This is a genomic window from Kocuria sp. HSID17590 (genome assembly GCF_003989485.1).
Classification (GTDB): domain Bacteria; phylum Actinomycetota; class Actinomycetes; order Actinomycetales; family Micrococcaceae; genus Kocuria; species Kocuria salsicia.
The window spans coordinates 100,837-123,954 of record NZ_RBMB01000007.1; the positions used below are offsets into that span (position 1 = coordinate 100,837).

17 protein-coding genes and 1 tRNA gene are annotated in these 23,118 nt (G+C 69.8%); 15 read left to right on the forward strand and 3 right to left on the reverse strand.

Annotated features, from left to right (window positions below; all coding sequences use genetic code 11):
- Positions 1-102 precede the first annotated feature (102 nt).
- Positions 103-531, forward strand: a complete 429-nt coding sequence (locus D8M39_RS03925; RefSeq protein WP_055085441.1) for an HIT family protein — start codon at positions 103-105, stop codon at positions 529-531.
- A gap of 21 nt (positions 532-552) precedes the next feature.
- Here the strand turns inward: D8M39_RS03925 and hrpA are convergent, their stop codons facing one another.
- A complete protein-coding gene (hrpA, locus tag D8M39_RS03930) occupies positions 553-4,746 on the reverse strand; it encodes an ATP-dependent RNA helicase HrpA (protein WP_164497796.1) in 4,194 nt (1,397 codons plus the stop codon).
- A 162-nt stretch (positions 4,747-4,908) separates the two neighbouring features.
- Between hrpA and D8M39_RS03935 the strand changes: the two genes are divergently transcribed.
- From D8M39_RS03935 to D8M39_RS12805, 5 genes are all read left to right on the forward strand, one after another.
- Positions 4,909-5,895, forward strand: a complete 987-nt coding sequence (locus D8M39_RS03935; RefSeq protein ID WP_126874458.1) for an ABC transporter substrate-binding protein — start codon at positions 4,909-4,911, stop codon at positions 5,893-5,895.
- Between the two features lie 5 nt (positions 5,896-5,900).
- Positions 5,901-6,869, forward strand: a complete 969-nt coding sequence (locus tag D8M39_RS03940) for an ABC transporter permease (RefSeq protein ID WP_126874459.1) — start codon at positions 5,901-5,903, stop codon at positions 6,867-6,869.
- Between the two features lie 4 nt (positions 6,870-6,873).
- On the forward strand, positions 6,874-7,779 hold the full coding sequence (locus D8M39_RS03945) for an ABC transporter ATP-binding protein (RefSeq protein WP_055085433.1): 906 nt from the start codon (positions 6,874-6,876) through the stop codon (positions 7,777-7,779).
- 5 nt (positions 7,780-7,784) lie between these two features.
- The gene (locus D8M39_RS03950; RefSeq protein WP_238693947.1) at positions 7,785-8,156 is read left to right on the forward strand and encodes a hypothetical protein; all 372 of its coding nucleotides are present in this window, start codon (positions 7,785-7,787) and stop codon (positions 8,154-8,156) included.
- Between the two features lie 231 nt (positions 8,157-8,387).
- The gene (locus D8M39_RS12805; RefSeq protein ID WP_198145216.1) at positions 8,388-8,702 is read left to right on the forward strand and encodes a transposase; all 315 of its coding nucleotides are present in this window, start codon (positions 8,388-8,390) and stop codon (positions 8,700-8,702) included.
- A gap of 747 nt (positions 8,703-9,449) precedes the next feature.
- On the opposite strand, the gene D8M39_RS03960 is transcribed toward D8M39_RS12805, so the two are convergent.
- Entirely contained in the window at positions 9,450-10,082 is a 633-nt protein-coding gene (locus D8M39_RS03960; protein ID WP_126874461.1) for a DUF1345 domain-containing protein, read from the reverse strand.
- 599 nt (positions 10,083-10,681) lie between these two features.
- A tRNA-Arg gene (locus D8M39_RS03965) sits at positions 10,682-10,754 on the reverse strand.
- A 204-nt stretch (positions 10,755-10,958) separates the two neighbouring features.
- Between D8M39_RS03965 and argS the strand changes: the two genes are divergently transcribed.
- From argS to D8M39_RS04010, 9 genes are all read left to right on the forward strand, one after another.
- Entirely contained in the window at positions 10,959-12,629 is a 1,671-nt protein-coding gene (argS, locus tag D8M39_RS03970; RefSeq protein WP_055084964.1) for an arginine--tRNA ligase, read from the forward strand.
- A gap of 3 nt (positions 12,630-12,632) precedes the next feature.
- Positions 12,633-14,108, forward strand: coding sequence for a diaminopimelate decarboxylase (gene lysA / locus D8M39_RS03975; RefSeq protein WP_094394255.1), 1,476 nt, complete (start codon positions 12,633-12,635; stop codon positions 14,106-14,108).
- 58 nt (positions 14,109-14,166) lie between these two features.
- Positions 14,167-15,480, forward strand: coding sequence for a homoserine dehydrogenase (locus tag D8M39_RS03980; protein ID WP_094394253.1), 1,314 nt, complete (start codon positions 14,167-14,169; stop codon positions 15,478-15,480).
- A 71-nt stretch (positions 15,481-15,551) separates the two neighbouring features.
- Positions 15,552-16,661, forward strand: coding sequence for a threonine synthase (thrC, locus tag D8M39_RS03985; RefSeq protein ID WP_055084944.1), 1,110 nt, complete (start codon positions 15,552-15,554; stop codon positions 16,659-16,661).
- Between the two features lie 98 nt (positions 16,662-16,759).
- Positions 16,760-17,746 (forward strand): homoserine kinase, encoded by a 987-nt coding sequence (gene thrB, locus D8M39_RS03990; RefSeq protein WP_055084962.1) that lies wholly within the window; start codon positions 16,760-16,762, stop codon positions 17,744-17,746.
- 292 nt (positions 17,747-18,038) lie between these two features.
- Positions 18,039-20,177 carry a transcription termination factor Rho gene (gene rho, locus D8M39_RS03995; RefSeq protein ID WP_055084942.1) on the forward strand — a complete coding sequence of 713 codons (2,139 nt, stop codon included), beginning with the start codon at positions 18,039-18,041 and terminating at the stop codon, positions 20,175-20,177.
- 48 nt (positions 20,178-20,225) lie between these two features.
- On the forward strand, positions 20,226-21,335 hold the full coding sequence (prfA, locus tag D8M39_RS04000; protein ID WP_094394251.1) for a peptide chain release factor 1: 1,110 nt from the start codon (positions 20,226-20,228) through the stop codon (positions 21,333-21,335).
- Positions 21,336-21,338: 3 nt separating this feature from the next.
- Positions 21,339-22,205: a peptide chain release factor N(5)-glutamine methyltransferase gene (gene prmC / locus D8M39_RS04005; protein WP_126874462.1), complete on the forward strand. Its 867-nt coding sequence runs from the start codon at positions 21,339-21,341 to the stop codon at positions 22,203-22,205.
- A gap of 144 nt (positions 22,206-22,349) precedes the next feature.
- The coding region (locus D8M39_RS04010; protein WP_126874463.1) for an L-threonylcarbamoyladenylate synthase at positions 22,350-23,118 on the forward strand (769 nt) is incomplete at its 3' end.

Consider the following 23,118-nt stretch of genomic DNA (forward strand, 5'->3'; position numbering starts at 1 on the left):
CTCCGCCAGCTGGGCAACCGACCGGCTGACCAGCTGCGCACGGGTGCCGTCCGAGCACCCGCCCGACCGAGTTCCACCGCATCCCAGTGAAAGGACACCACCGTGAGTTCAGTGTTCACCAAGATCATCGAGGGGGACCTCCCCGGCCGTTTCGTGTGGCGCGACGAGCAGTGCGTGGGCTTCCTGTCCATCCAGCCGCTCGCGCAGGGCCACGTACTCGTCGTGCCGCGCCAGGAGGTGGACGCGTGGGTGGACCTGCCCGCAGACCTCGCCGCGCACCTCATGACGGTGTCCCAGAGCATCGGGAAGGCCATCGACGCCGCCTTCGAACCCAAGCGCGTGGGACTCATGATCCAGGGCTTCGAGGTCCCGCACACCCACCTGCACGTGTGGCCCACCAACTCCATCGAGGAGTTCGACTTCGCCAACGTGGACCAGGACCCGGATCCCGCGGTCATGGACGAGTCCGCGCGGCGAATCCGTGAGGCACTGATCGCCCAGGGCCACGCGGACGAGGTCGAGCAGGACTGACCCGTCCCACGGGGCCGGTGCTCAGGACAGTTCGCGCAGCTTCTTGCGGATCCGCTTCTCCGAGACCGAGTGGGCGGTGCCGAGCTCCTGCGCGAAGAAGGACACGCGCAGCTCCTCGAGGTCCCACCGCACGGCGGTCAGCGCGGCGGGCACCGGCACGGTGGCCGGGACGGCCTCGCGGGCGCGGCGGTACTCGGCCTCGAGGTCGTGCACCGTCTGCATGGCCACGGCGTCGCGCTGCAGGTGCCCGGAGAGCTTGTCCAGCCGCCCGTTCACCCCGGCCAGGTAGCGGGGGAGGCGCTGCAGGGCCTGCCACCCGGTGCGGGCCACGAACCCCGGGTAGACGAGCCGCTCCACCTGCTCCGACATGTCCTTGAAGGCCGCGACAGCCCCCAGGGAGCCGGGCTTCTTCAGCCGTCTGCGCACCGTGGTGGCCTCCGTGAGCGTGGTGGTCACCAGGGCCGTCACGGCGAAGACGGTGTCGATGAGCTCCGCGCGCACGTGCTCGGCCACGCGGTCGAACTCCTCGCGGGTGAACGGCGGCTCCTGCGGCACGAGCCGGTCGATCGCGGCCACCGTGCAGTCGTGGATCAGCGCCTCCACGGAACCGTGCGGGTTCTGCGTGAAGATCAGCCGCTCCTTCTGGCTGAGGTGCTCCACCACGTAACGGTGCACCGAGGGCAGGACGCGCTGCAGCAGCGCGATCACGCCGTCGCGCTGGGCCGCCCGCTGCTCCTCGGGGTCGCTCAGGATGCCCAGGTCCACGCGCGGGACCTCCGTGGTCCCCGGTGCCGCCGGGGGCACGGCCACGAGGGTGGGGTAGCCGGTGACCGTCTGACCGGCCACGAGCGTCTCCACGCTGCGGGGCGGGTCCGGCTCCGGCCAGGCAGTGAGGTCCGTGCGCTCCAGCGAGGCGGTGGGCGGGGTGGCCTGGGCGCCGTTGCCGCCCGGGCGACGTCGTCCCGAGCCCGAGCGGGCTCCGTCACGAGAGCCCGAGTTTCCGGCGCTCGCCCCTGCCGACTCTGAGCCCCGCGACCGCCTGCCCGAGCCGGCGGAACCGGTGCCTCGACGGCCTCCGGGGCCCGCGGCGGCGTCGTCCGCGTGGGCGGCGTCGTAGAGCTGGGCCGCGGCACCGCCCAGGGACGCCGCGAGCGCCTCGCGGACCCTGGGCCGCAGCCGCTGCTTGAGCTCCGTGAGGTCGTCCCCGCGCCCGAGAACGGCGTTGCGGGCGTCGCGCACCTCGAAGCGCATCCGCAGGTGGGGCGGCAGCGCCTCCGGGTGGAAGTCCTCCGCGGTGACGGTGTGCCCGCGCATGCGCTGCAGCACCCTGCCCAGCGAGGTGAGCAGCGAGTCCCGGGCGGGGTCGAACTCCTCGTCCAGGCGGGCGACGGCGCTCGCGGCGGTGTCCGGGGCGGGCACGAAGTTGCGGCGCACGGCCTTGGGCAGGGACTTGATCAGGGCGGTCATGAGCTCCACCCGCAGCCCGGGGATGTGCCACTCGAACTGCTCGGGGGACAGCCGGTCCAGGAAGAGGACGGGGATCCGCACGGTGACCCCGTCCGCGGTGTCCGCGCCGGGGGCGAACTCGTAGTCGAGGTCGAGGCTGAGATCGCCGTCCGGGGTGGCGACGGTCCACGTGCGGGGGAAGGACTCCGTGTCCAGCGCGGGGGCCTCAGGGGCGATGAGGTCCTGCGGGGTGAGGTCCAGCAGGTGCTCGTCCTCGTGGCGGGCCTTCTTCCACCACGAGTCGAAGTGGCGCTGGGAGACCACCTTCTCCGGGACGCGGGCGTCGTAGAAGTCGAAGAGCACCTGGTCGTCCACACGCAGGTCCTTGCGGCGCATGCGGTTCTCGAGCTCCTCGACCTCCGCGAGCGCCCGGCGGTTGCGCTTGACGAACGTGTGGCGGGTCTGCCAGTCGCCCTCCACGAGGGCGTGGCGGATGAACAGCTCGCGCGAGACGGCGGGGTCGATCGAGGAGAACAGCACGGGCCGCTCGCTCACCAGGGGCAGGCCGTAGAGCGTGACCTTCTCCGAGGCCATCACGGCGCCGCGCGAGCGGGACCAGTGCGGCTCGGAGTAGCTGCGCTTGACGAGGTGCGGGGCGATCTCCTCGACCCACTCGGGGGAGATGGCGGCGTTGGTGCGCGCCCACAGCCGGGAGGTTTCCACGAGCTCCGCGGACACGAGCCAGTCCGGGGACTTCTTGAACAGGGCTGAGCCCGGGAAGATCGCGAAGCGCGTGCCGCGGGCGCCCCGGTACTCCCGGCTGCGCTCGTCACGCACGCCCACGTTGCTCAGCAGCCCGGAGAGCAGGGACTTGTGCACGGCGTCCTGGTTCGCGGCCACGTCGATCTCGCGCGAGCCGCCGGCGTCGATGCCCACCTGCCGCGCGATCTGGCGCAGCTGCGCGTAGAGGTCCTGCCACTCCCGGATCCGCAGGAAGTTCAGGTGCTCCCGCCGGCACAGCTTGCGGAACTGGGAGGAGGAGAGCTCGTCCTGCTGCTCCTGCAGGTACTGCCACAGCAGCCCGAAGGAGAGGAAGTCCGAGGTTTTGTCACGGAACCGCGCGTGGAACTCGTCCGCCGCCTGGCGCTTCTCGAGCGGGCGCTCCCTCGGGTCCTGCACGGTGAGCGCGGCGGTCAGCACGAGCACCTCGCGCACGCAGCCGCGGCGCTGGGACTCCACGATCATCCGGCCCAGCCTCGGATCCACCGGCAGCGCGGCGAGGATCTCGCCCGTGCGGGTGAGCGGCCCCTTCGCACGTTCCCCGCCCCGCGGACCGCGGCCGCGGCGACCACGCCGGGAGCGGCGGCCGGAGGCGGACGACGACGCGGCGTCGTCCTCGTGCGGGTCCCCGGAACCCCGCAGCGCACCGAGCTCGCGCAGCAGCAGGACCCCGTCCTTCACGGCGCGGGCGTCCGGCTTCTGCACGAAGGGGAACTCCGTGATGTCCGAGGGCTGCGAGACCACCCCCACGGAGATCATCTGCAGGATCACCGCCGCGAGGTTCGTGCGCAGGATCTCCGGGTCCGTGAACTCCGGGCGGGACTCGAAGTCCTCCTGCGAGTACAGCCGGATGCACACGCCGTCCGAGGTGCGCCCGCTGCGCCCGGCACGCTGCTTCGCCGAGGCCTGGGAGATGCGCTCGATGGGCAGCCGCTGCACCTTGGTGCGGGCCGAGTAGCGCGAGATCCGCGCGGTGCCCGGGTCCACCACGTACTTGATCCCCGGCACCGTCAGAGAGGTCTCGGCCACGTTGGTGGCGAGCACGATCCGCCGGTGCGAGGAGGGGGAGAACACCCGGTTCTGCTCCGCCATGGACAGCCTGCCGAACAGCGGCAGGATCTGGGTCCCGGCCAGCGAGCGGTGGGAGTCGATGACCTTCTGCAGGGCGTCCTGGGCGTCCCGGATCTCCCGCTCGCCCGCGAAGAACACGAGGATGTCCCCGCGGGGCTCCCGGGAGAGCTCGACGACGGCGTCGCACACCGCGTCGATCGGGTCCCGGTCCTCGTCCGCGAGCCCGTCCCCGGTCTCCTCCTCGTCCTCTCCGCCGTCCCCGCTGCGCTCCTGGCTCAGCGGCCGGTAGCGGATCTCCACGGGGTAGGTTCGTCCGGAGACCTCGATGATCGGGGCAGGCTCAAGCTCAGCCTCCGGGTGAAGCGGATCCGGCTGCGCAAAGTGCTCCGCAAAGCGCTGCGGGTCGATGGTCGCCGAGGTGATCACGATCTTCAGATCCGGACGCTGGGGAAGCAGCTGGCGCAGGTAGCCCAGCAGGAAGTCGATGTTCAGGGAGCGCTCGTGGGCCTCGTCGATGATGATCGCGTTGTAGCGCGAGAGCGTGGGGTCGTGGCTGATCTCGGCCAGCATGATGCCGTCCGTCATCAGCTTCACCCGGGAGTCCCGGCCCACCTCGGACGTGAAGCGCACCTGGTATCCCACGGTGTCGCCCACGCGCTCGCCGAGCTCGTGGGCGATCCGCTCGGCCACGGAACGTGCGGCGATCCTGCGGGGCTGGGTGTGCCCGATCAGGCCGCCCTCGCCCAGACCAAGTTCCAGACACATCTTGGGCAGCTGGGTGGTCTTTCCGGAACCCGTCTCACCGGCGACCACCACCACCTGGTGGTCGCGGATGGCGGCCATGATGTCCTCCCGCCGCGCACTGACGGGCAGGTCTTCCGGGTACACGATGCGGGGTGCGGTGCTGGGCTCAGTCATCTCATCGAGAAGTCTACGGGTCGCCTCCGACACGCGAGTGTGACGGGGTTCCGGCCCAGGTCACGAGCCCCGTTGTCCTCACATGTGAGCTGCGTCGCATTTTTCGACCGATTGTTAGGTAATATCCAGTCACCACTCATCCTGCGGGGAAAGGACACCCACATGAAGCGTTTGCTCCCGATCACCGCGGCGGCCACCGCCGCCGCGCTGCTGCTCACAGGCTGCGGATCCGGCGGTGACGAGAAGTCCGACGAGAAGAAGGACGTCACCGTGGGGATCTCCCAGTTCGTGGAGCACCCCTCCCTCGACGCCGCGCGGGAGGGGTTCGTGCAGGCCCTCAACGACGCCGGGTACAAGGAGGGCGAGAACCTCACCCTCGACGTCCAGAACGCCTCCGGGGATCAGGCCACCGCCACGAACATCGCCTCCAACTTCGCCTCCTCCAAGGACGACCTGATCCTGGGTATCGCCACGCCGTCGGCGCAGTCCCTCGCGCAGGCTGTCACCGACAAGCCCGTGCTCTTCACCGCCGTGACCGACCCTGTGGACGCGGGCCTCGTGGACTCTGCCGAGAAGCCGGGCGGCAACGTGACCGGCACCACGGACATGAACCCCGTGGCGGACCAGATCAAGCTGGTCAAGGAGCTCAAACCCAGTGCCAAGTCCGTGGGCATCATCTACAGCTCCGGCGAGACCAACTCACAGATCCAGGTGGACGAGGCCAAGAAAGCCGCGGAGTCCGAGGGCCTGAAGGTCGAGGAGAAGACCGTGACCACCACGGCCGAGGTGGCCCAGGCCGCCGAGTCCTTCGACACGGACGCGATCTACGTGCCCACCGACAACAAGGTCGTTGCCGGGCTGGAGGCCGTGATCTCCGCCGCCGAGTCCAAGAAGATCCCTCTGATTGCCGGCGAGGGTGACTCCGTGGAGCGCGGTGCGCTGGCCACGCAGGGCCTTAACTACAAGGACCTCGGCAAGCAGACGGGTGAGATGGCCGTGCGCATCCTCAAGGACGGGGCGGAGCCCGCGGACATGGCGGTGGAGTCCCAGAAGGACACCAAGCTCATCATCAACGTCAAGGCCGCGAAGGCCATGGGCGTGGAGATCCCGCAGAGCCTGCGGGACAAGGCCGACCAGGTCATCGAGTAGCACCGGTGATCGCTGGAATCGAGCTGGGCCTGATCTACGCGATCATGGCCCTGGGGGTCTACCTCACGTTCCGCGTGCTGGACTTCCCGGACCTGACCGTGGACCAGTCCTTCACGAGCGGCGCCGCCACCGCCGCGATGGTCATCATCAACGGCGGCAGCCCGTGGCTCGCCACCGCGGTGGGATTCGTCGCGGGCGGTCTGGCCGGGCTGATCACGGCGCTGCTGCACACGAAGGCCCGCATCAACGGGCTGCTCGCGGGCATCCTGACCATGACGGCCCTGTACTCCGTGAACCTGCGGCTCATGGACGGCAAGGCAAACCTCGCGCTGCTGAGAGAGGACACCGTCTTCACCCCGCTTCGCGAGGTGGGGCTGCAGGGAACCATCGGGGGAGTGCTGCTCCTGCTGGTGGGCGTGCTCGTGGTCAAGGTGCTGCTGGACTGGTTCCTCTACACGGACGCCGGCCTGGCCATGCAGGCCACGGGTGACAACCCGGAGATGATCCGCTCGTTCGGGGTCAACACGGACGGCCAGAAGATCCTCGGGCTGAGCCTGTCCAACGCGCTGGTGGGTCTTGCGGGCGCGCTGATCGCCCAGTACCAGGGCTTCGCGGACATCGGTATGGGCATCGGCATGATCGTGGTGGGCCTCGCCTCCGTGATCCTGGGGCAGGGCATCTTCGGGACCCGCACCGTGGTGGTCGCCACGCTCGCCGTGGTCCTGGGCTCGGTGCTCTACCGACTGGTCATCACCGTGGCGCTGCAGGCGGGCCTGAACCCCTCGGACATGAAGCTGATCTCCGCGGTGCTCGTGGTGATCGCACTGGTGCTCCCGCAGCTGAGCGTGTTCAAGCGATGGAAGCGGCGCCGCACGCTCAGAGCCGCCCAGGAGGTCCAGGCCGACGTGGGCGCGACCACCGAGCACCCGGTCACCGCGGCCATTGGCGCCGTCGACGGACGGAAGGGAGCGTGATCCCGTGCTGAGCATCACCGACGTCCGCAAGACGTTCTTCGCCGGGACGGTCAACGAGCGGGTGGCTCTCAACGGCGTGAGCCTCACGGTCAACGAGGGGGACTTCGTCACCGTCATCGGCTCCAACGGCGCGGGCAAGTCCACCCTGCTCAACACGGTCTCCGGGACGATCATCCCGGACAGCGGGGAGATCAGGGTGGGGGACCGCACGGTCACCCGCCTGCCCGAGCACCGCAAGGCCAAGTGGATCTCCCGCGTGTTCCAGGACCCCATGAAGGGCTCCTCGCCCACCCTGACGATCGAGCAGAACATGGCCATCGCCCAGCGCCGGGGACTCTCCCGAGGTCTCTCACGTGGCGTGACCAGGGCTCGGCGCCAGGAGTTCACCGAGGAGCTCAAGACGCTGCAGCTGGGGCTCGAGAACAGGCTCGGGGCGAAGGTGGGTCTGCTCTCGGGCGGTCAGCGCCAAGCACTGTCGCTGCTCATGGCCACGTTCTCCGCCCCGGAGATCCTGCTCCTGGACGAGCACACGGCGGCGCTGGACCCCCAGCGCGCGCAGCACGTCACGGAGATCACCGAGCGGATCGTGAACGAGCGGCACCTGACCACGCTGATGGTCACGCACAACATGGAGCAGGCGCTGCGGCTGGGCAACCGGCTGATCATGCTGCACGAGGGGAGGATCCTCTTCGAGCTCGACGCCGAGCAGAAACGGGGCGCCACGGTGGCGGACCTGCTCGCGGAGTTCCGCAAGCTCCAGGCCGCCACGGGCGAGCCCGCGCTGGATGACGCTACGCTTCTGGAGACAGCTCGCAGCGCCGGGCCCAACGCCGCCGCGGAAGCAGTGGCACCGGGTGGCGCACCAACGGGTGGCTCCTCCGCCGCGGAGGTGGCACCGGAGAATCGGTGATCCCAGTGAATCAGCCCCATCGCAGACAACGACTCACCTCCGTCGTGACAGCGGTGGGGCTGATCCTTCTCTTCGTGTGCTGCTTCACGCTTCCCGAGGGGCTCGTGGCCCTGGGTCGGGCGGCCGCCGACCACGGGGGAGAGCCGCTGAACGCCAGGGGCTGGACGATGGTGCTCCTGGGTTTCGGGACCCTGGGGGTCGGGGGAGTCCTCACGATCGTGGGAGTGGTGCTGCGGCGCACGGACGCACCGCAGCCGGTGGCGGAGGACGCGCTGCTGGAGGAGCAGTACGTGGGGGACGACGTCGTCAGCGCGTACGACCCGCTGCAGCTGCACCCGAACCTGCGGACGCGGGAGCAGCGGCGCGAACGGCGCTGAGACACTTCTCTGAGACGACGGGGTCCTGCGTTCCCGAAGGGCGGCGCCCGCACAGCGCGGAGGTTCGTGTGCGCGGGCGGGGTGAAGAGGGCATGGAAAGTGCCCGCGACAGAATGCGAACCTACGGCCTTCTGCGTCGTCGGTACCAGCAGCGGGTAATAGGGGCGTGGGGAACGAATAGGTGTCAACTGATCGTTGGCGTTGAGAGGTGCTGGCGGGGAGGATGTCGTCTTGGCTGGTCCTTATCCCGGAGAGTTCCGTGAGGACGTCATCGCGGTCGCTCGTCGCCGTGAGAGTGGTGGGAGTGGTGTCACCATCAAACAGATCGCTACCGACTTCGGTATCAGTGAAGCGACCCTGCAGAACTGGTTCCGTCAGGCCGACGGCGCAGAAGGAAATCGGCCTGGTCACGCTGCGGCACACGCGGCGGAGGCTCGGGAGCTGAAGAAGCGGATCCGCCTCCTTGAGCAGGACAACGAGGTGCTCAGGAGGGTTGCGGCGTATCTGTCGCCAGCGAATCTGCGCCTCGGCGGCTGCCCACAATGACATACCCGCTCGTTGCCGAGCTCGCCGACGCGGGGATACCCGTGACGGTGTCGTGCCGGGTTTTCAAGCTTCCCAGGCAGCCCTGCTATCGGTGGCGCCGCTCCCCGGTCCGAGACGCGGACCTCCTGGGCGCGCACCGCATCCACGCGCTGCGTGCTGCCCGCGATGGTGACCCTCCATTCGGGTACCGGTACCTGGGGGAGGAGTCGCGGCGGGCCCGCCGGTGTTCGAGGGCCACCTCCAGCGGGTCTTCTGTGGCGACGAACCGAACCGGCTCGCTCTGCTGTTGAGCGATCAAAGACGTGTTCTCCAACCACGTCGTCGGATACGTGATCTCGGACCGGATGACCGCGAAGCTCGCCGTCAACCAGCCCAGGACAGACTCGGCGGGTTGACGCCATCGAGTTCGAAGCCCGCCAGCCGAACCGCTCACACTCGCGGCCTAAACCGAAACTGTCACCGGTTCGTTTTCCACCCCCCTCCCGCAAACGAACGTTTATGGCGGACCGCAAACAACGGTCGAAATGAACAAGAACGGGGGGATCCGCCACACAGTTGTCGCGGCGAGTGGCCTGACTCGACTTATGACAACGACAATGACACGAAGATGCACGCAACTGAGTCCACTACTGTGTGGAATTGGGGCAGCCAAGGCTCCGCAGGTCCGCAGGGAGAGTCCCGCAGTGTGGGGGTGGAGGTTCTAAGAGGGCCTGGGCCATTAGGACCTGTGCGGTGTCGACCGCACCCCTACCCGGATTGCCCGAGGCTGGTCACGAGGTTAAGGGCCACAGCGATGACGAACGTGCCGAAGGCGTAGGCCAGCAGGGAGTACCCAAACGCCACTCGACGCATCTCGGTCGAGGACAGTTTGGCGTTGAAGGTGTAGGTCATCCCCACCATGAAGGACACGAAAGCGAAGTCGCTGTAGGTCGGGTCCTGTCGTTGCTCGAAAGTGAACTCGTGTTCCTCATCATGGAAGTACAACCTTGCTAGCTTGAACGCGTAGACCGTGTTGATCAGCGCCCAGGAAACCACCACCGAGACCAGTGCCAGGACCCCCGACAGGGTACCGACCACGTCGGTCTGCTGCGATCGCAGCAGGCCGAACACGACGGCTACGAGACTGACCACGGTGGCACCAATGATCAGCGCGTCCACAACTCGCCGGGCCTTTCCTTCCTCCCGGGCGATAGCGCGCGTGGTGCGGGCATCGGCCCGCCAATACCGGGCCCACGCCCAGAACAGGAACGTGAGGCCGGCACAGATCCAGCCGAGCAACCCGATGATCTCGGCCGCAGCCCCCAATAAGGCGGCCACGACCGCCACCGCGATCCCTACCATCATGGAGAAGAAAACCTTGCGATTGATGTGCGATTTCATGACAAACTCCTATCATCACGGACAAATAGACGGCGCTCGGCTCGCTCGCGCACCCCTCCGCGGATAAGCGGGGTCACGCGGATCAACCCGGTCCAGATCGACTGCAGCGCCACTAGGTACAACCAACGGGGCCCGCTAGCGTGAATGGCCTGCACGCAGGGATTTGCGATCAGCAAGCACAGGGTGGGGAGCAGCCTCGACGGAACACCCCAACTCAACACGCTCCTGGAGCGTCTCGTGCCGGGCAGGACGTTGGTCGCCATTGAGGCGCGCAAGAGCAAGTGGGTACGGACGATAACGTTCCATGGCATCCGCATCGCCACGGACTATCCTTCCTCCGCGGCTCTCTGACGAACAAACCTCCGAGAAAAGGCCTGTATTTGAAGCGATGGCCGCCCCGAGGAACAGTCGCAATCATTTAACGATGTGACTATCTTCAAGTTCGCTCTACGCCTGAAGTACATCGTCCCTTGGGCAACCCGCATCCAGGCGGCGACGCGTTGCGTACTGCGTACCTCAACGCGTACTTGGCCACTACTCACTCCGGGCACCAAAAGGGCCCCTGACCGGCGTTTCTCATGATCAGGGGCCCTATCTTGTGCCCGCGACAGGATTCGAACCTACGACCTTCTGCTCCGGAGGCAGACGCTCTATCCACTGAGCTACGCGGGCGTGTCAGGTGCGCCACCCGTTTCATCCGGGCTGCAACGACGACTCGACGATACTACCAGGTGCACTCGGTGCACGAATCCGCACCAAACCGGGCCCGCACGGGCCCGCGAGCGTGTGAACCGTACCGGTCCGTGGCCGCGGGAACCGCTGCGCGTGACGGTCGGCGAATCGGTCCGCATGCACCTGCCCCGCTACACTGTCACAGTGACTCCTGAAGAACTTTCCTCCGCCGTCTCCGCATGCCTGCAGGACGCCGTGGCCGCCGGTGAACTCACCGTCGTGGACGGCGTCGACCTGCCCGAGGCGAAGGTGGAGCGCCCGAAGAACCGTGACCACGGCGACTGGGCCACCACGGTGGCCATGCAGGTGGCAAAGAAGGTGGGGCGCAGCCCTCGGGACGTCGCACAGATCCTCTCCGAGCGCCTCGCGCAGGTGCCCGGTGTGAAGACCGTGGACATCGCGGGCCCGGGGTTCCTCAACATCACGCTCGACGCCGCGGCGGCCGGTGAGCTCGCCCAGTCGATCGTGGAGCAGGGCGCGGCCTTCGGCACGGGGGAGACACTGAAGGGCACCACCATCAACCTGGAGTTCGTCTCCGCCAACCCCACCGGCCCCATCCACCTGGGCGGCACCCGCTGGGCCGCGGTGGGGGACTCCCTCGCCCGGATCCTGGGCGCGCAGGGCGCGGACGTGGTGCGCGAGTACTACTTCAATGACCACGGCAATCAGATCGATCGCTTCGCCCGCTCCCTGCTGGCCCGCGCCCGCGGCGAGGCCGCGCCGGAGGACGGATACGGCGGCCAGTACATCTCGGAGATCGCGGACCAAGTGCTCGCGCTGCACCCGGACGCGCTGGAGGCGGAGGACCCCCAGGAGGTCTTCCGGGCGGCCGGTGTGGAGCTGATGTTCGAGCAAATCAAGTCCTCGCTGCACGAGTTCGGGGTGGACTTCGACGTCTTCTTCCACGAGAACTCGCTCTTCGAGGGCGGGCAGGTGGAGACCCTGCTGGAGCAGCTGCGGACCTCCGGCTCCCTCTACTTCAAAGACGGCGCATGGTGGCTGCGCTCCACGGACCACGGGGACGACAAGGATCGCGTGGTGATCAAGTCGGACGGCAACGCCGCGTACATCGCCGGGGACATCGCGTACTTCAAAAACAAGCGGGATCGTGGTGCGGACCTGTGCATCTACATGCTGGGTGCGGACCACCACGGCTACGTGGCCCGGCTCAAGGCCGCGGCGGCGGCCCTCGGGGACTCCCCGGACGCCGTCGAGGTGCTGATCGGGCAGATGGTCAACCTGGTGCGCGACGGCCAAGCCGTGCGGATGTCCAAGCGCGCGGGCACCGTGGTGACCATGGAGGACCTCGTGGAGGTCGTGGGCGTGGACGCCGCGCGCTACTCGCTGACCCGCTTCTCCGTGGACTCCAACATCGACATCGACCTCGACGTTCTCACGAAGCGCTCGAACGAGAACCCCGTCTTCTACGTGCAGTACGCCCACGCCCGCACGTGCGCGGTGAGCCGCAACGCCGAGGCCGCCGGTGTCTCGCGCACGGACGAGCAGGGGCAGTCCCTGTTCGACGCCGCGCTGCTGGAGCACCCGCGCGAGGCGGACCTGCTCGCGGCGCTGGGACAGTACCCGTCCGTCGTCGCGCAGGCCGCGCAGTTCCGCGAGCCGCACCGCGTGGCCCGCCACCTCGAGGCGCTGGCCGGTGCCTACCACCGCTGGTACGACGCGTGCCGGGTCACGCCGCAGAGCGAGGACCCCGTGGCCCCGATCCACCACAGTCGACTGTGGCTCAACGACGCCGTGCGCCAGGTCCTCGCCAACGGCCTGGACCTGCTCGGCGTGAGCGCCCCCGAGAGGATGTGACCCGTGTCCGAAACCTTTGAAACCCACCCCCTCGCACCGGCCTGGCTGGCAGTCCCCGCTGACCCGGCGGAGCTGGACCCACTGGTCTTCACGCGCCAGTACACCCGTGACGCGGACGGGTGCGTGTGCGTCTCCGGTGTGCCCGTCACGGAGCTCGCGCGGCAGCACGGGACGCCCAGCTACGTGCTCGACGAGCGCACCTTCCGTGAGCGCGCCCGAGCGTTCCGCGAGGCGTTCGAGGACGCGCTGCGCCCCCTCGGCATCGAGGTGGCCGTCTACTACGCCTCCAAGGCGCTGCTCACCACCGCCGTGGTCGGGTGGGCCACCGAGGAGGGGCTCAACGTGGACACCGCCTCCGGGGGAGAGCTGGCCGTGGCGCTCGCCGCGGGGGTCGATCCCGCACGCATCGCGCTGCACGGCAACAACAAGTCGGCCGCAGAGTTGGAGCTGGCCCTGCGCGTGGGCGTGGGGCGCATCGTCGTCGACTCCCTCGCGGAGATCGAGCTGCTCTCAGGACTCGCCCGTGACTGGGGCACCCGCGCGCCGGTGATGATCCGTGTGACCCCGGGCGTGCACGCCTCCACGCACGAGTTCATTGCCACGGCCCACGAGGACCAGAAGTTCGGCCTCTCCCTGAACCCAGCGCGGGACGGAGAGGACTCTCCAGCGCTGACGGCCGTGGCGGCGTGCCTGGAGGCCTCCGACGCCCTCGACCTGCGTGGGCTGCACTGCCACATCGGCTCCCAGATCTTCGCCGCCGAGGGTTTCGGTCAGGCGGCCGAGCGCGTGCTCGCGCTGCGAGAGGCAGTGGCGGCCCGCTGGGACGTCGTCCTGCCCGAGGTGGACCTGGGCGGTGGCCACGGAGTGGCCTACACCGCCGAGGACGCACCGCGCGAGGTGGCGGCCATCGCGGGTGACCTCGCCCCCCTGCTGGCCGAGTCGCTGAAAGCCTCCGAGCTGCCCGCACCACACCTTTCCTTCGAGCCGGGGCGCTACATCGCCGGTCCGTCCGGCTGCACCGTGTACACGGTGGGCACGGTCAAGACCGTGACCGTGGCCCCGGGCGTGCAGCGCCGCTACATCTCCGTGGACGGCGGCATGAGCGACAACGCCCGTCCCGTGCTCTACGACGCGGACTACACCGCGGTGCTCGGCAACAGGGTCTCCCACGAGGCCCCAGTGCTCAGCCGCGTGGTGGGCAAGCACTGCGAGTCCGGCGACGTCGTCGTCAAGGACGTCTACCTCCCGGGCGACGTCGCGGCGGGGGACCTGCTCGTCGTCCCCGTGACTGGCGCCTACTGCTGGGCGCTGTCGAGCAACTACAACTGGCTGCCGCGCCCTGGAATCGTGTCTGTGGCACCGGACGGTGCCACGCGCGAGATCGTGCGCCGCGAGACGGTGACGGACCTGCTCGCCAGGGACACCGGTGTCGTCGATCCCGCGGGCGCCATCACCGCGCACGCGCGCCCCGCATCCTGACCCCCCTTCCCGAAGCCCCCCCTTCCCGAAGCCCCCCTTCCCAAGGAACCCGAGGACCATGAACACATCAGCCCCCGCACGCGAGACCCCCGTCCTGAAGGTCGGCCTGCTGGGTGCCGGCACCGTGGGTTCCCAGGTGGCCCGCGTGCTGCTCACCCAGTCGGACGAGCTGGCGCAGCGCACCGGTGTGCGGCTGGCGCTGACGGGTATCGCTGTGCGGGACGTCACCGCTCGCCGGGACGTGGAGCTGCCACCGGAGCTGCTGACCACGGACGCGGACGCCGTGATCGACCGGGCGGACGTGGTCGTGGAGCTGACGGGCGGCATCGAGCCCACGCGCACCCGCGTGCTACGTGCCCTCAAGGCCGGGAAGTCAGTGATCACGGGCAACAAGGCATTGCTCGCGGAGTCCGGGCGCGAGCTGCAGGACGCCGCCGCGGGGTCGGGCGCGCAGCTGTCCTACGAGGCGGCCGTGGCCGGCGCCATCCCGATCGTGCGTCCCATGCGGGACTCGCTCGCCGGGGACAGCGTCAACCGCTTCCTGGGGATCATGAACGGGACCACGAACTTCATCCTGGACCAGATGGACAGCACCGGTGCCGCGTTCGACGACGCCCTGGCCGAGGCTCAGGAACTCGGCTATGCGGAGGCGGACCCGACGGCGGATGTCGAGGGTCACGACGCCGCGGCCAAGACCGCCGTGCTGGCGTCCCTGGCGTTCCACTCCAGCTACACGATCGCGGACGTTCACTGCGAGGGCATCACCGGGGTCACCGCGGACGACGTCGCGGCGGCACGGGAGGCGGGCTACGTCATCAAGCTGCTCTCCGTGGGAGAGCGCTGCGGGGACGGCGTGAACCTGCGGGTGAACCCGGTCATGATCCCGCGCGATCACGTGCTCGGCGGGGTGCGCGGGGCGTACAACGCGGTGTTCGTGGAGGCGGAGAACGCCGGGTCGCTGATGTTCTACGGGCAGGGCGCAGGCGGTGACCCCACGGCGTCGGCCGTGCTCGGGGACCTCGTCTCCGCGGCACGGGCCATCGCGCTGGGGGCCACGGGGATCCCGCTGGAGCCCTACGCGGCCCTTCCTGCCGTGAGCATGGACGACGTCACCACACGGCTGGCCGTTACCCTGGCCGCCAACGACCGGCTGGGCGTGCTGGCACGGCTGGCAAAGGTATTCGCGGACAACGGCGTGTCGATCTCCACCATGCAGCAGAGCGAGGACCCCCGCGAGAGCGACACGTCCCTGCTGCGACTGGTGACCCACAGCGGCCGCCACGAGTCCCTGATGGCCACGGTGGAGGCGCTGCGCGAGCTGCCCGTGGTGCAGGACGTCGTGTCCGTCACTCCGGTGGAAGCCGGAGAATGAGTTCCGGTGCCCGCCCACCGAGGGGCAGAGCACCGCGTGGAAGCAACGAGTCGAACCGAGGAGAGCGCCGCATGGCACACGTCTGGAAGGGCGTCATCAACGAGTACAGGGACCGGCTGCCGGTCACCGAGCAGACAGAGGTCGTGACCATGGGGGAGGGCGGCACGCCGCTGATCCGTGCGCGTGCGCTCTCCGAGCTGACCGGCTCCGCCGTGTGGCTGAAGTTCGAGGGCATGAACCCCACCGGCTCCTTCAAGGACCGCGGGATGACCATGGCCATCACCAAGGCCAAGGAGGAGGGCGCCAAGGCCGTGGTCTGCGCATCCACCGGCAACACCTCCGCGTCCGCCGCCGCGTACGCGAAGCAGGCCGGGATGCGCTGCGCGGTGCTCGTGCCCGAGGGCAAGATCTCCATGGGCAAGATGTCCCAGGCCGTGGCGCACGGCGCGGACATCATCCAGATCGACGGCAACTTCGACAACTGCCTCGAGGTGGCGCGCAAGCTCTCCGAGTCCTACCCCGTGTTCCTGGTGAACTCCGTGAATCCGTACCGGATCGAGGGGCAGAAGACCGCCGCCTTCGAGGTCGTGGACACGCTCGGCGACGCGCCGGACATCCACGTGCTTCCGGTGGGCAACGCCGGCAACATCACGGCGTACTGGAAGGGCTACCGCGAGTACGCGCAGGAGTCCACGGCCACGGACGGCACCGCGCTGCCCGCCGTCGCCACGCACACCCCCGTGATGTGGGGCTTCCAGGCGGAGGGCGCCGCTCCGCTCGTACTGGGCCACCCCGTGACCGAGCCCGAGACGATCGCCACGGCCATCCGGATCGGCAACCCCGCCTCGTGGGACACCGCCGTGGCCGCCCGGGACGAGTCCGGTGGGCTCATCGACTCCGTCACGGACGACGAGATCCTGGAGGCGCACCGCTGGCTCTCCTCGCGCGAGGGCGTGTTCGTGGAGCCGGGCTCCGCGGCGAGCGTCGCGGGTCTGCTCAAGCAGGCGCGCGCGGGGAAGGTCCCCTCCGGGAAGACCATCGTGGCCACGGTGACGGGCCACGGCCTGAAGGATCCCCAGTGGGCGATCAAGGGTGCCGAGGCGGAGGACGCACAGGCGGCCGAGCCGAAGCGCGTGACCTTCGACGTGGTCTCGGTGGCCGCGGCCCTCGGCCTGGAGTGAGCGGGCCCGTCGTGAACGAGACGAACGCCGCCGGCACCGCCGCCCCTGTCGGGGACCCCGCCCGGGACAGTTCGGTTTCCGGGGACGCCGCCCACTCTGTGGAGGGCGCCCCCTTCACGGAGGGCGCCCCGCTGGGTGCGACCGTCACGGTCGAGGTCCCTGCGTCCTCGGGCAACGTGGGTCCCGGCTTCGACTCGCTCGGGCTGGCCCTGGGCCACTACGACACCGTGCGGGTCACCCGGATCGCGGGTGGTCTGGAGTTCGACCTGACGGGCGAGGGTGCGGACGCGATTCCGCGCACCCCCGACCAGCTGGTGCTGCGGGCCATGCAGGCCGCCTACGACGCCGCGGGGGCGGGGGAGCTGCCCCCGGTCCGCCTCGAGGCGCACAACGCCATCCCGCACGGCCGCGGCATGGGCTCCTCGGCCTCGGCCGTGGTCGCCGGTGTGCTCGCCGCCAACGCCCTGCTCCCGGCGCGGTCCCGGCTGAGCCCCGACGAGGTGCTGCAGGTGTGCTCCCGTCTGGAGGGCCACCCGGACAACGTGGCACCCACGCTGACGGGCGGTCTCACGGTCTCCTGGGAAGAGGCGGGCCACTTCCACAGCACCCCCGTGGAGGTGCACCCGGACGTCGTCCCCGTGGTGGCGGTTCCGGACTTCGAGGTGGCCACCGCGGTGGCGCGGGGGCTGCTGCCGGACAGCGTGGCCCACCGCACGGCGGCGGTCAACGCGGGCCGCGCTGCCCTGCTCGTCGCGGCCGTGGGCGGTCGCCCCGAGCTGCTGCTGCCGGCCACGTTCGACCTCCTGCACCAGCCGTACCGGGCGCAGGCCATGGCACCGAGCGCCGCCCTCGTGCAGGCGCTGCGCGAGCAGGGCCATGCGGCGCTGATCTCCGGTGCGGGCCCCACCGTGCTGACCCTCGCCAACGGGCAGGAGGAGGCCGGGCGCGCGGCCGCGGCCGTCCGTGAGATCGTCGACGACGCGGCGTCGCCGGCCCACAGCCACCAGGGGGAGCCGGTGGGGTGGCGTGTCCTCACCCTGCACGTCCCGCGCGAGGGTGCTAAAGTGAGCGTATCCACGCAATAGGCCCCGGGTTCCCGTCCGCCCAGGACGGGCCAGCCCCGCAGTCGAGCGTCATGCGCGGTTCTCCACCGCAGGTACTCGAATAGCGTCGCCTCTCTGCGATCCTCTCTCGTGCAGACCAGCCACCTCTGTGATGTGGCACTCCGGTCCCGCGAGAGATTCGGGGGTCTCCATTGCCGATGACGCGTGCTCACGGCACGCACCCCCGTGGCCCGCAGCGGGCGGCCCACACCATCACCGTCGGGTTGCTGGCGATCTGGATGCCGCAGCCCCCACCGAGTCAGAAGGAACCTTCGTGACAGAATCCACCGCCCCCGAACAGGGAACGGAAACCTCACAGGCCCAGAGCACCGGACTCTCCGGGCTCAAGCTCGCGCAGCTGCAGGCCCTGGCCGCTCAGCTCGGCATCACCGGCGCCCGCCGGATGCGCAAGTCCCTCCTGGTCGAGGCGATCGAGGCGCACCAGCGCGGGGGCGCCGTCGCCGCCCGCGACAAGGCCGTCGAGGAGAAGATCGAGCAGACCGCTCACCAGGCCTCCCGCCGCCACAAGGACACGGACGGCGACGACGCCGCCACGGCCGGCAGCACCAAGGGCGCCTCCCAGGCTGGCTCGGGTGCCGCCGAGGACACCAAGTCTGCGGACGCGTCCTCCGCCGAGGGCGAGGACGGCGAGTCGAACGGCAAGCGTCAGAACGGCTCGCGCCGCTCCCGCCGAGCGGCCGGCTCTGCCGAGCGGCAGAACGAGCAGTCCTCCCAGGAGGAGAAGTCCGAGAACCAGAAGAACGAGTCCACGGACTCCGGCGAGGAGTCCAAGGACGGCTCCGGCCGCGGCGGACGCAACCAGCGTTCGCGCGGCAACCGCGGGGAGAAGTCCTCGCAGCAGGAGAACTCCGGCGCCAAGGACGAGAAGTCCCAGGACGCCAAGCGGGACGAGAAGTCCGAGGGCGGCCGCGGCCGCGGCAACCAGAAGGACTCCAAGGACGGCGGCCAGGACCGCAACGACCGGGACAACCGCAACGAGCGCCGGGACTCCCGCGACTCGAAGGACTCCGGGGACGGCGGCCAGGACGGCTCGAACCGCAACGAGCGCCGCAACCGCAACAACAACAACGGCGGCGGCAACGACGGCGAGGGCGGTTCGCGCCGCAATCGTCGCAACCGCAACCGGAACGACCGCAGTGACCGGGACAACCGCGGCGATCGCAACGACCGGAGCGACCGCAACGAGCGCCGCAACCGGCGCAACCGCAACAACGGTCCGGACGTGGACGACGTCGAGATCACCGAGGACGACGTCCTGCTGCCCGTGGCAGGCATCCTGGACGTGCTCGACAACTACGCGTTCGTGCGCACCTCGGGCTACCTGCCCGGGCCCTCGGACGTCTACGTGAGCCTGTCCCAGGTCAAGAAGAACAACCTGCGCAAGGGTGACGCCATCGTGGGTGCCATCCGGGCGCCGCGCGAGGGGGAGCAGCACAACAACTCCCGCCAGAAGTTCTCCGCGCTCGTGCAGCTGACCACGGTCAACGGCCGCAAGCCGGAGGAGAACGCGGACCGCGTCGAGTTCAACAAGCTCGTGCCGCTGTACCCGCAGGAGCGCCTGCGCCTGGAGACGGACCCCAAGAAGATCGGTCCCCGCGTGGTGGACCTGGTGGCCCCGATCGGCAAGGGCCAGCGCGGCCTGATCGTCTCCCCGCCCAAGGCGGGCAAGACCCTGATGCTGCAGTCGATCGCCAACGCGATCACCACGAACAACCCCGAGGTCCACCTCATGATGGTGCTCGTGGACGAGCGGCCCGAAGAGGTCACGGACATGCAGCGCACGGTGAAGGGCGAGGTCATCGCCTCCACCTTCGACCGTCCCGCGGACGACCACACCACGGTGGCGGAGCTCGCGATCGAGCGCGCGAAGCGTCTGGTGGAGATGGGCATGGACGTGGTGGTCCTGCTGGACTCCATGACCCGCCTGGGCCGCGCGTACAACCTCTCCGCACCGGCCTCCGGACGCATCCTGTCCGGCGGTGTGGACTCCGCTGCGCTGTACCCGCCCAAGAAGTTCTTCGGCGCGGCGCGCAACATCGAGAACGGCGGCTCGCTGACCATCCTGGCCACCGCGCTCGTGGAGACCGGTTCCAAGATGGACGAGGTCATCTTCGAGGAGTTCAAGGGCACCGGCAACATGGAGCTGCGGCTCTCCCGCCAGCTCGCGGACCGGCGCATCTTCCCGGCCGTGGACGTCAACTCCTCCGGCACGCGCCGCGAGGAGAACCTGCTCTCGCCCGAGGAGATCAAGATCATGTGGCGCCTGCGCCGTGTGCTCTCCGGTCTCGAGCAGCAGCAGGCCCTGGAGCTGCTCACGAGCAAGCTGCGGGACACCCAGTCCAACGCCGAGTTCCTGCTGCAGGTCCAGAAGACCACGCTCGCCGGTCACTAGGACGCCAGCCCCGCGTCACGCCCCACCCGTCGAGAAGGAGAACACCCCATGTCCGATCCCGTGCAGCCGCTGCTGGATGAGCACGCCCAGCTGCAGCACGAACTGGCGGACCCCGCCGTCCACGCGGATGCGGGCAGGGCCAGGAAACTGGGTCGGCGGTACTCCGAGCTCAACGCGATCGTGGAGGCGCACCGCAGGGTCGAACGGCTGTCCGAGGACCTGGAGGCCGCGCGCGAGCTCGGGAGCATGGATCCCGAGTTCGCCGCGGAGGTCAAGCCCCTCGAGGAGCAGCTCGGCGAGGCCCGTGAGGTGCTGCGCCGCAAGCTGGTCCCCAGGGACCCGGACGACGGCCGCAACGTGATCCTCGAGGTCAAGGCGGGGGAGGGCGGGGACGAGTCCGCCCTCTTCGCCGGGGACCTGCTGCGCATGTACATGCGCTTCGCGGAGCAGTCGGGGCTGAAGACGGAGATCCTCTCCTCGACCCCCACGGAGCTGGGTGGGTACAAGGACGTCCAGCTCGCGGTGAAGGGCAGCTCCTCGGACCCGTCCGAGGGGGCGTGGGCCCGGTTCAAGTACGAGGGCGGCGTGCACCGCGTGCAGCGGGTTCCCGTGACCGAGTCGCAGGGGCGCGTGCACACCTCGGCCGCCGGCGTGCTCGTGTTCCCGGAGGTGGACGAGCCGGACGAGATCGACATCAGCCAGAACGACCTCAAGATCGACGTCTACCGCTCGTCCGGGCCGGGCGGGCAGTCCGTGAACACCACGGACTCGGCCGTGCGGATCACGCACGTCCCCACGGGCATCGTGGTCTCCATGCAGAACGAGAAGTCGCAGCTGCAGAACCGCGAGGCGGCCATGCGCGTGCTGCGGGCGCGTCTGCTCGCGCACCAGCAGGAGCAGATCGACGCGGAGAACGCCGCGGCCCGCAAGTCGCAGGTGCGCACGGTGGACCGCTCCGAACGCATCCGCACCTACAACTATCCCGAGAACCGCATCGCGGACCACCGCACGGGCTACAAGGCCTACAACCTGGACCACGTGCTGGACGGCGCCCTGGAGCCCGTCATCACGTCCGCGATCGAGCTCGACGAGCGCCACCGGCTGGAGCAGCTGAGCCAGGACTCCTCCGGACAGGGGTCCTCGGACCGGAAGAACTGACCCGTGGCCACGACTCTCGCCCAGGCGATCGCGTGGGGCCGTCGTGAGCTCGCGGCCGCGGGGGTTCCCTCCCCGGACGCCGACGCCGTTCTGCTCGCGTCCCACGCCCTGGGCCTGGGCCGCGGGGAGACGGAGGCGAAGGCCATTCTGGGGGCACCGGAGCCTTCGGGCTACCGTGACCTCGTGGCGCGCCGCGCCCGCAGGGAGCCCCTCCAGCACATCACCGGCCGAGCGCCCTTCCGGCAGCTCGAGCTCGCCGTGGGGCCGGGGGTCTTCGTTCCCCGCCCGGAGACCGAGCTCCTCGTGCAGCTGACCCTCGACGAGGCGCGGCGGTGGCGCGAGCACGGGGAGCTGCACCCCGCCGTCGTCGACCTCGGGACGGGCAGCGGTGCGATCGCCCTGGCGGTGGCCACCGAGGATCCCGCATGCCGCGTGAGCGCGGTCGAGCGGGAGCCCGAGGCGCTGCGGTGGACCCGGCAGAACCTCGGGGGCTCCCCGGTCCGTCTGCTCGAGTGCGACTACCGGGATCTCACGCCGCAGACGGTGGGGCGCTTCTGCGTGGTCGTCACCAATCCGCCGTACGTGCCCGACGGGGAGATCCCCGGGGACCCGGAGGTGCGGGACTACGACCCGCCCACCGCGCTCTACGGCGGCGACGAGACCGGCATGCTGCTGCCGTGCGCGGCCATGGACACCGCCCTGCGGATCCTGCGCCCGGGGGGATGCTTCATCATGGAGCACGCCGAGTCGCAGGTGGCGGCCGTTGCCGACGCACTGGACCGGCGGGGTTTCACCGAGGTGAGGCTGCACCACGACCTCGCGGACCGGCCCCGGGCGACCACCGCGGTCCTGCCGGGAGAGCGCTCGTGAGCCTCGACCGGCGGCTGCCGGCCGGAGGGCCCAGGCCGTTTGTGGGACCAGCGCACTCCTGAGGACGAGTCCCCGACGACAGCAGCCTCGACGGCGTCACGCGCCGGGGCAAACAGACGAAGCACGTGAGCGGAGGAGAAGCCCGTGAGTGAGATCAGGCCCTGCGGGGACCAGCAGCAGCTGGACGAGGCCGTGGTGGCGGCCGCGGAGGTCGTAGGCGGCCGCGAGTGCATCGTGCTGCCCACGGACACGGTGTACGGCATCGGCTGCGACGCCTTCTCCGCCGCCGGGGTGCAGGCCCTGCTCGGTGCCAAGGGCCGGACGCGGGAGATGCCCCCGCCCGTGCTCATCGCCCGGCCCGAGGTCATGGACGCCCTCGCGGACCAGGTCTCGGCGGAGGCACGGGCCCTGGCCGAGGCGTTCTGGCCGGGTGCCCTGACCATCGTGTGCTGGGCGCAGCCCACGCTCGGCTGGGACCTGGGGGAGACCCACGGCACGGTCGCGCTGCGCGTTCCGGACGACCGCGTGGCGCGCGCCGTCCTGGACCGCGTGGGCCCCATGGCCGTGAGCTCCGCGAACCGCACGGGCATGCCCGCCGCCCTGACCGCGCAGAGTGCCCGGGCGATGCTCCAGGACCGGGTTCCCCTCTACCTCGACGACGGCCCCCGGCCGGTCGCGTCCACCGCCGCGGGCGCACGGGACGTGGCCTCGACCATCGTGGACTGCACGGGGGAGACACCCGTGGTGCTGCGCCACGGCGCCATCACGCTCGAGCGGCTGCGCGAGGTCGTCCCAACCGTCCACGGCGGCGCCCAGGAGTCTGCCCAGGACGCCGCGGCCGGCACCCCCGCGGACGGCGCAGCCACCACAGCGTCCGCACCAGCTGCCGGAGCCGACGGCGCGGCGAGCCAGG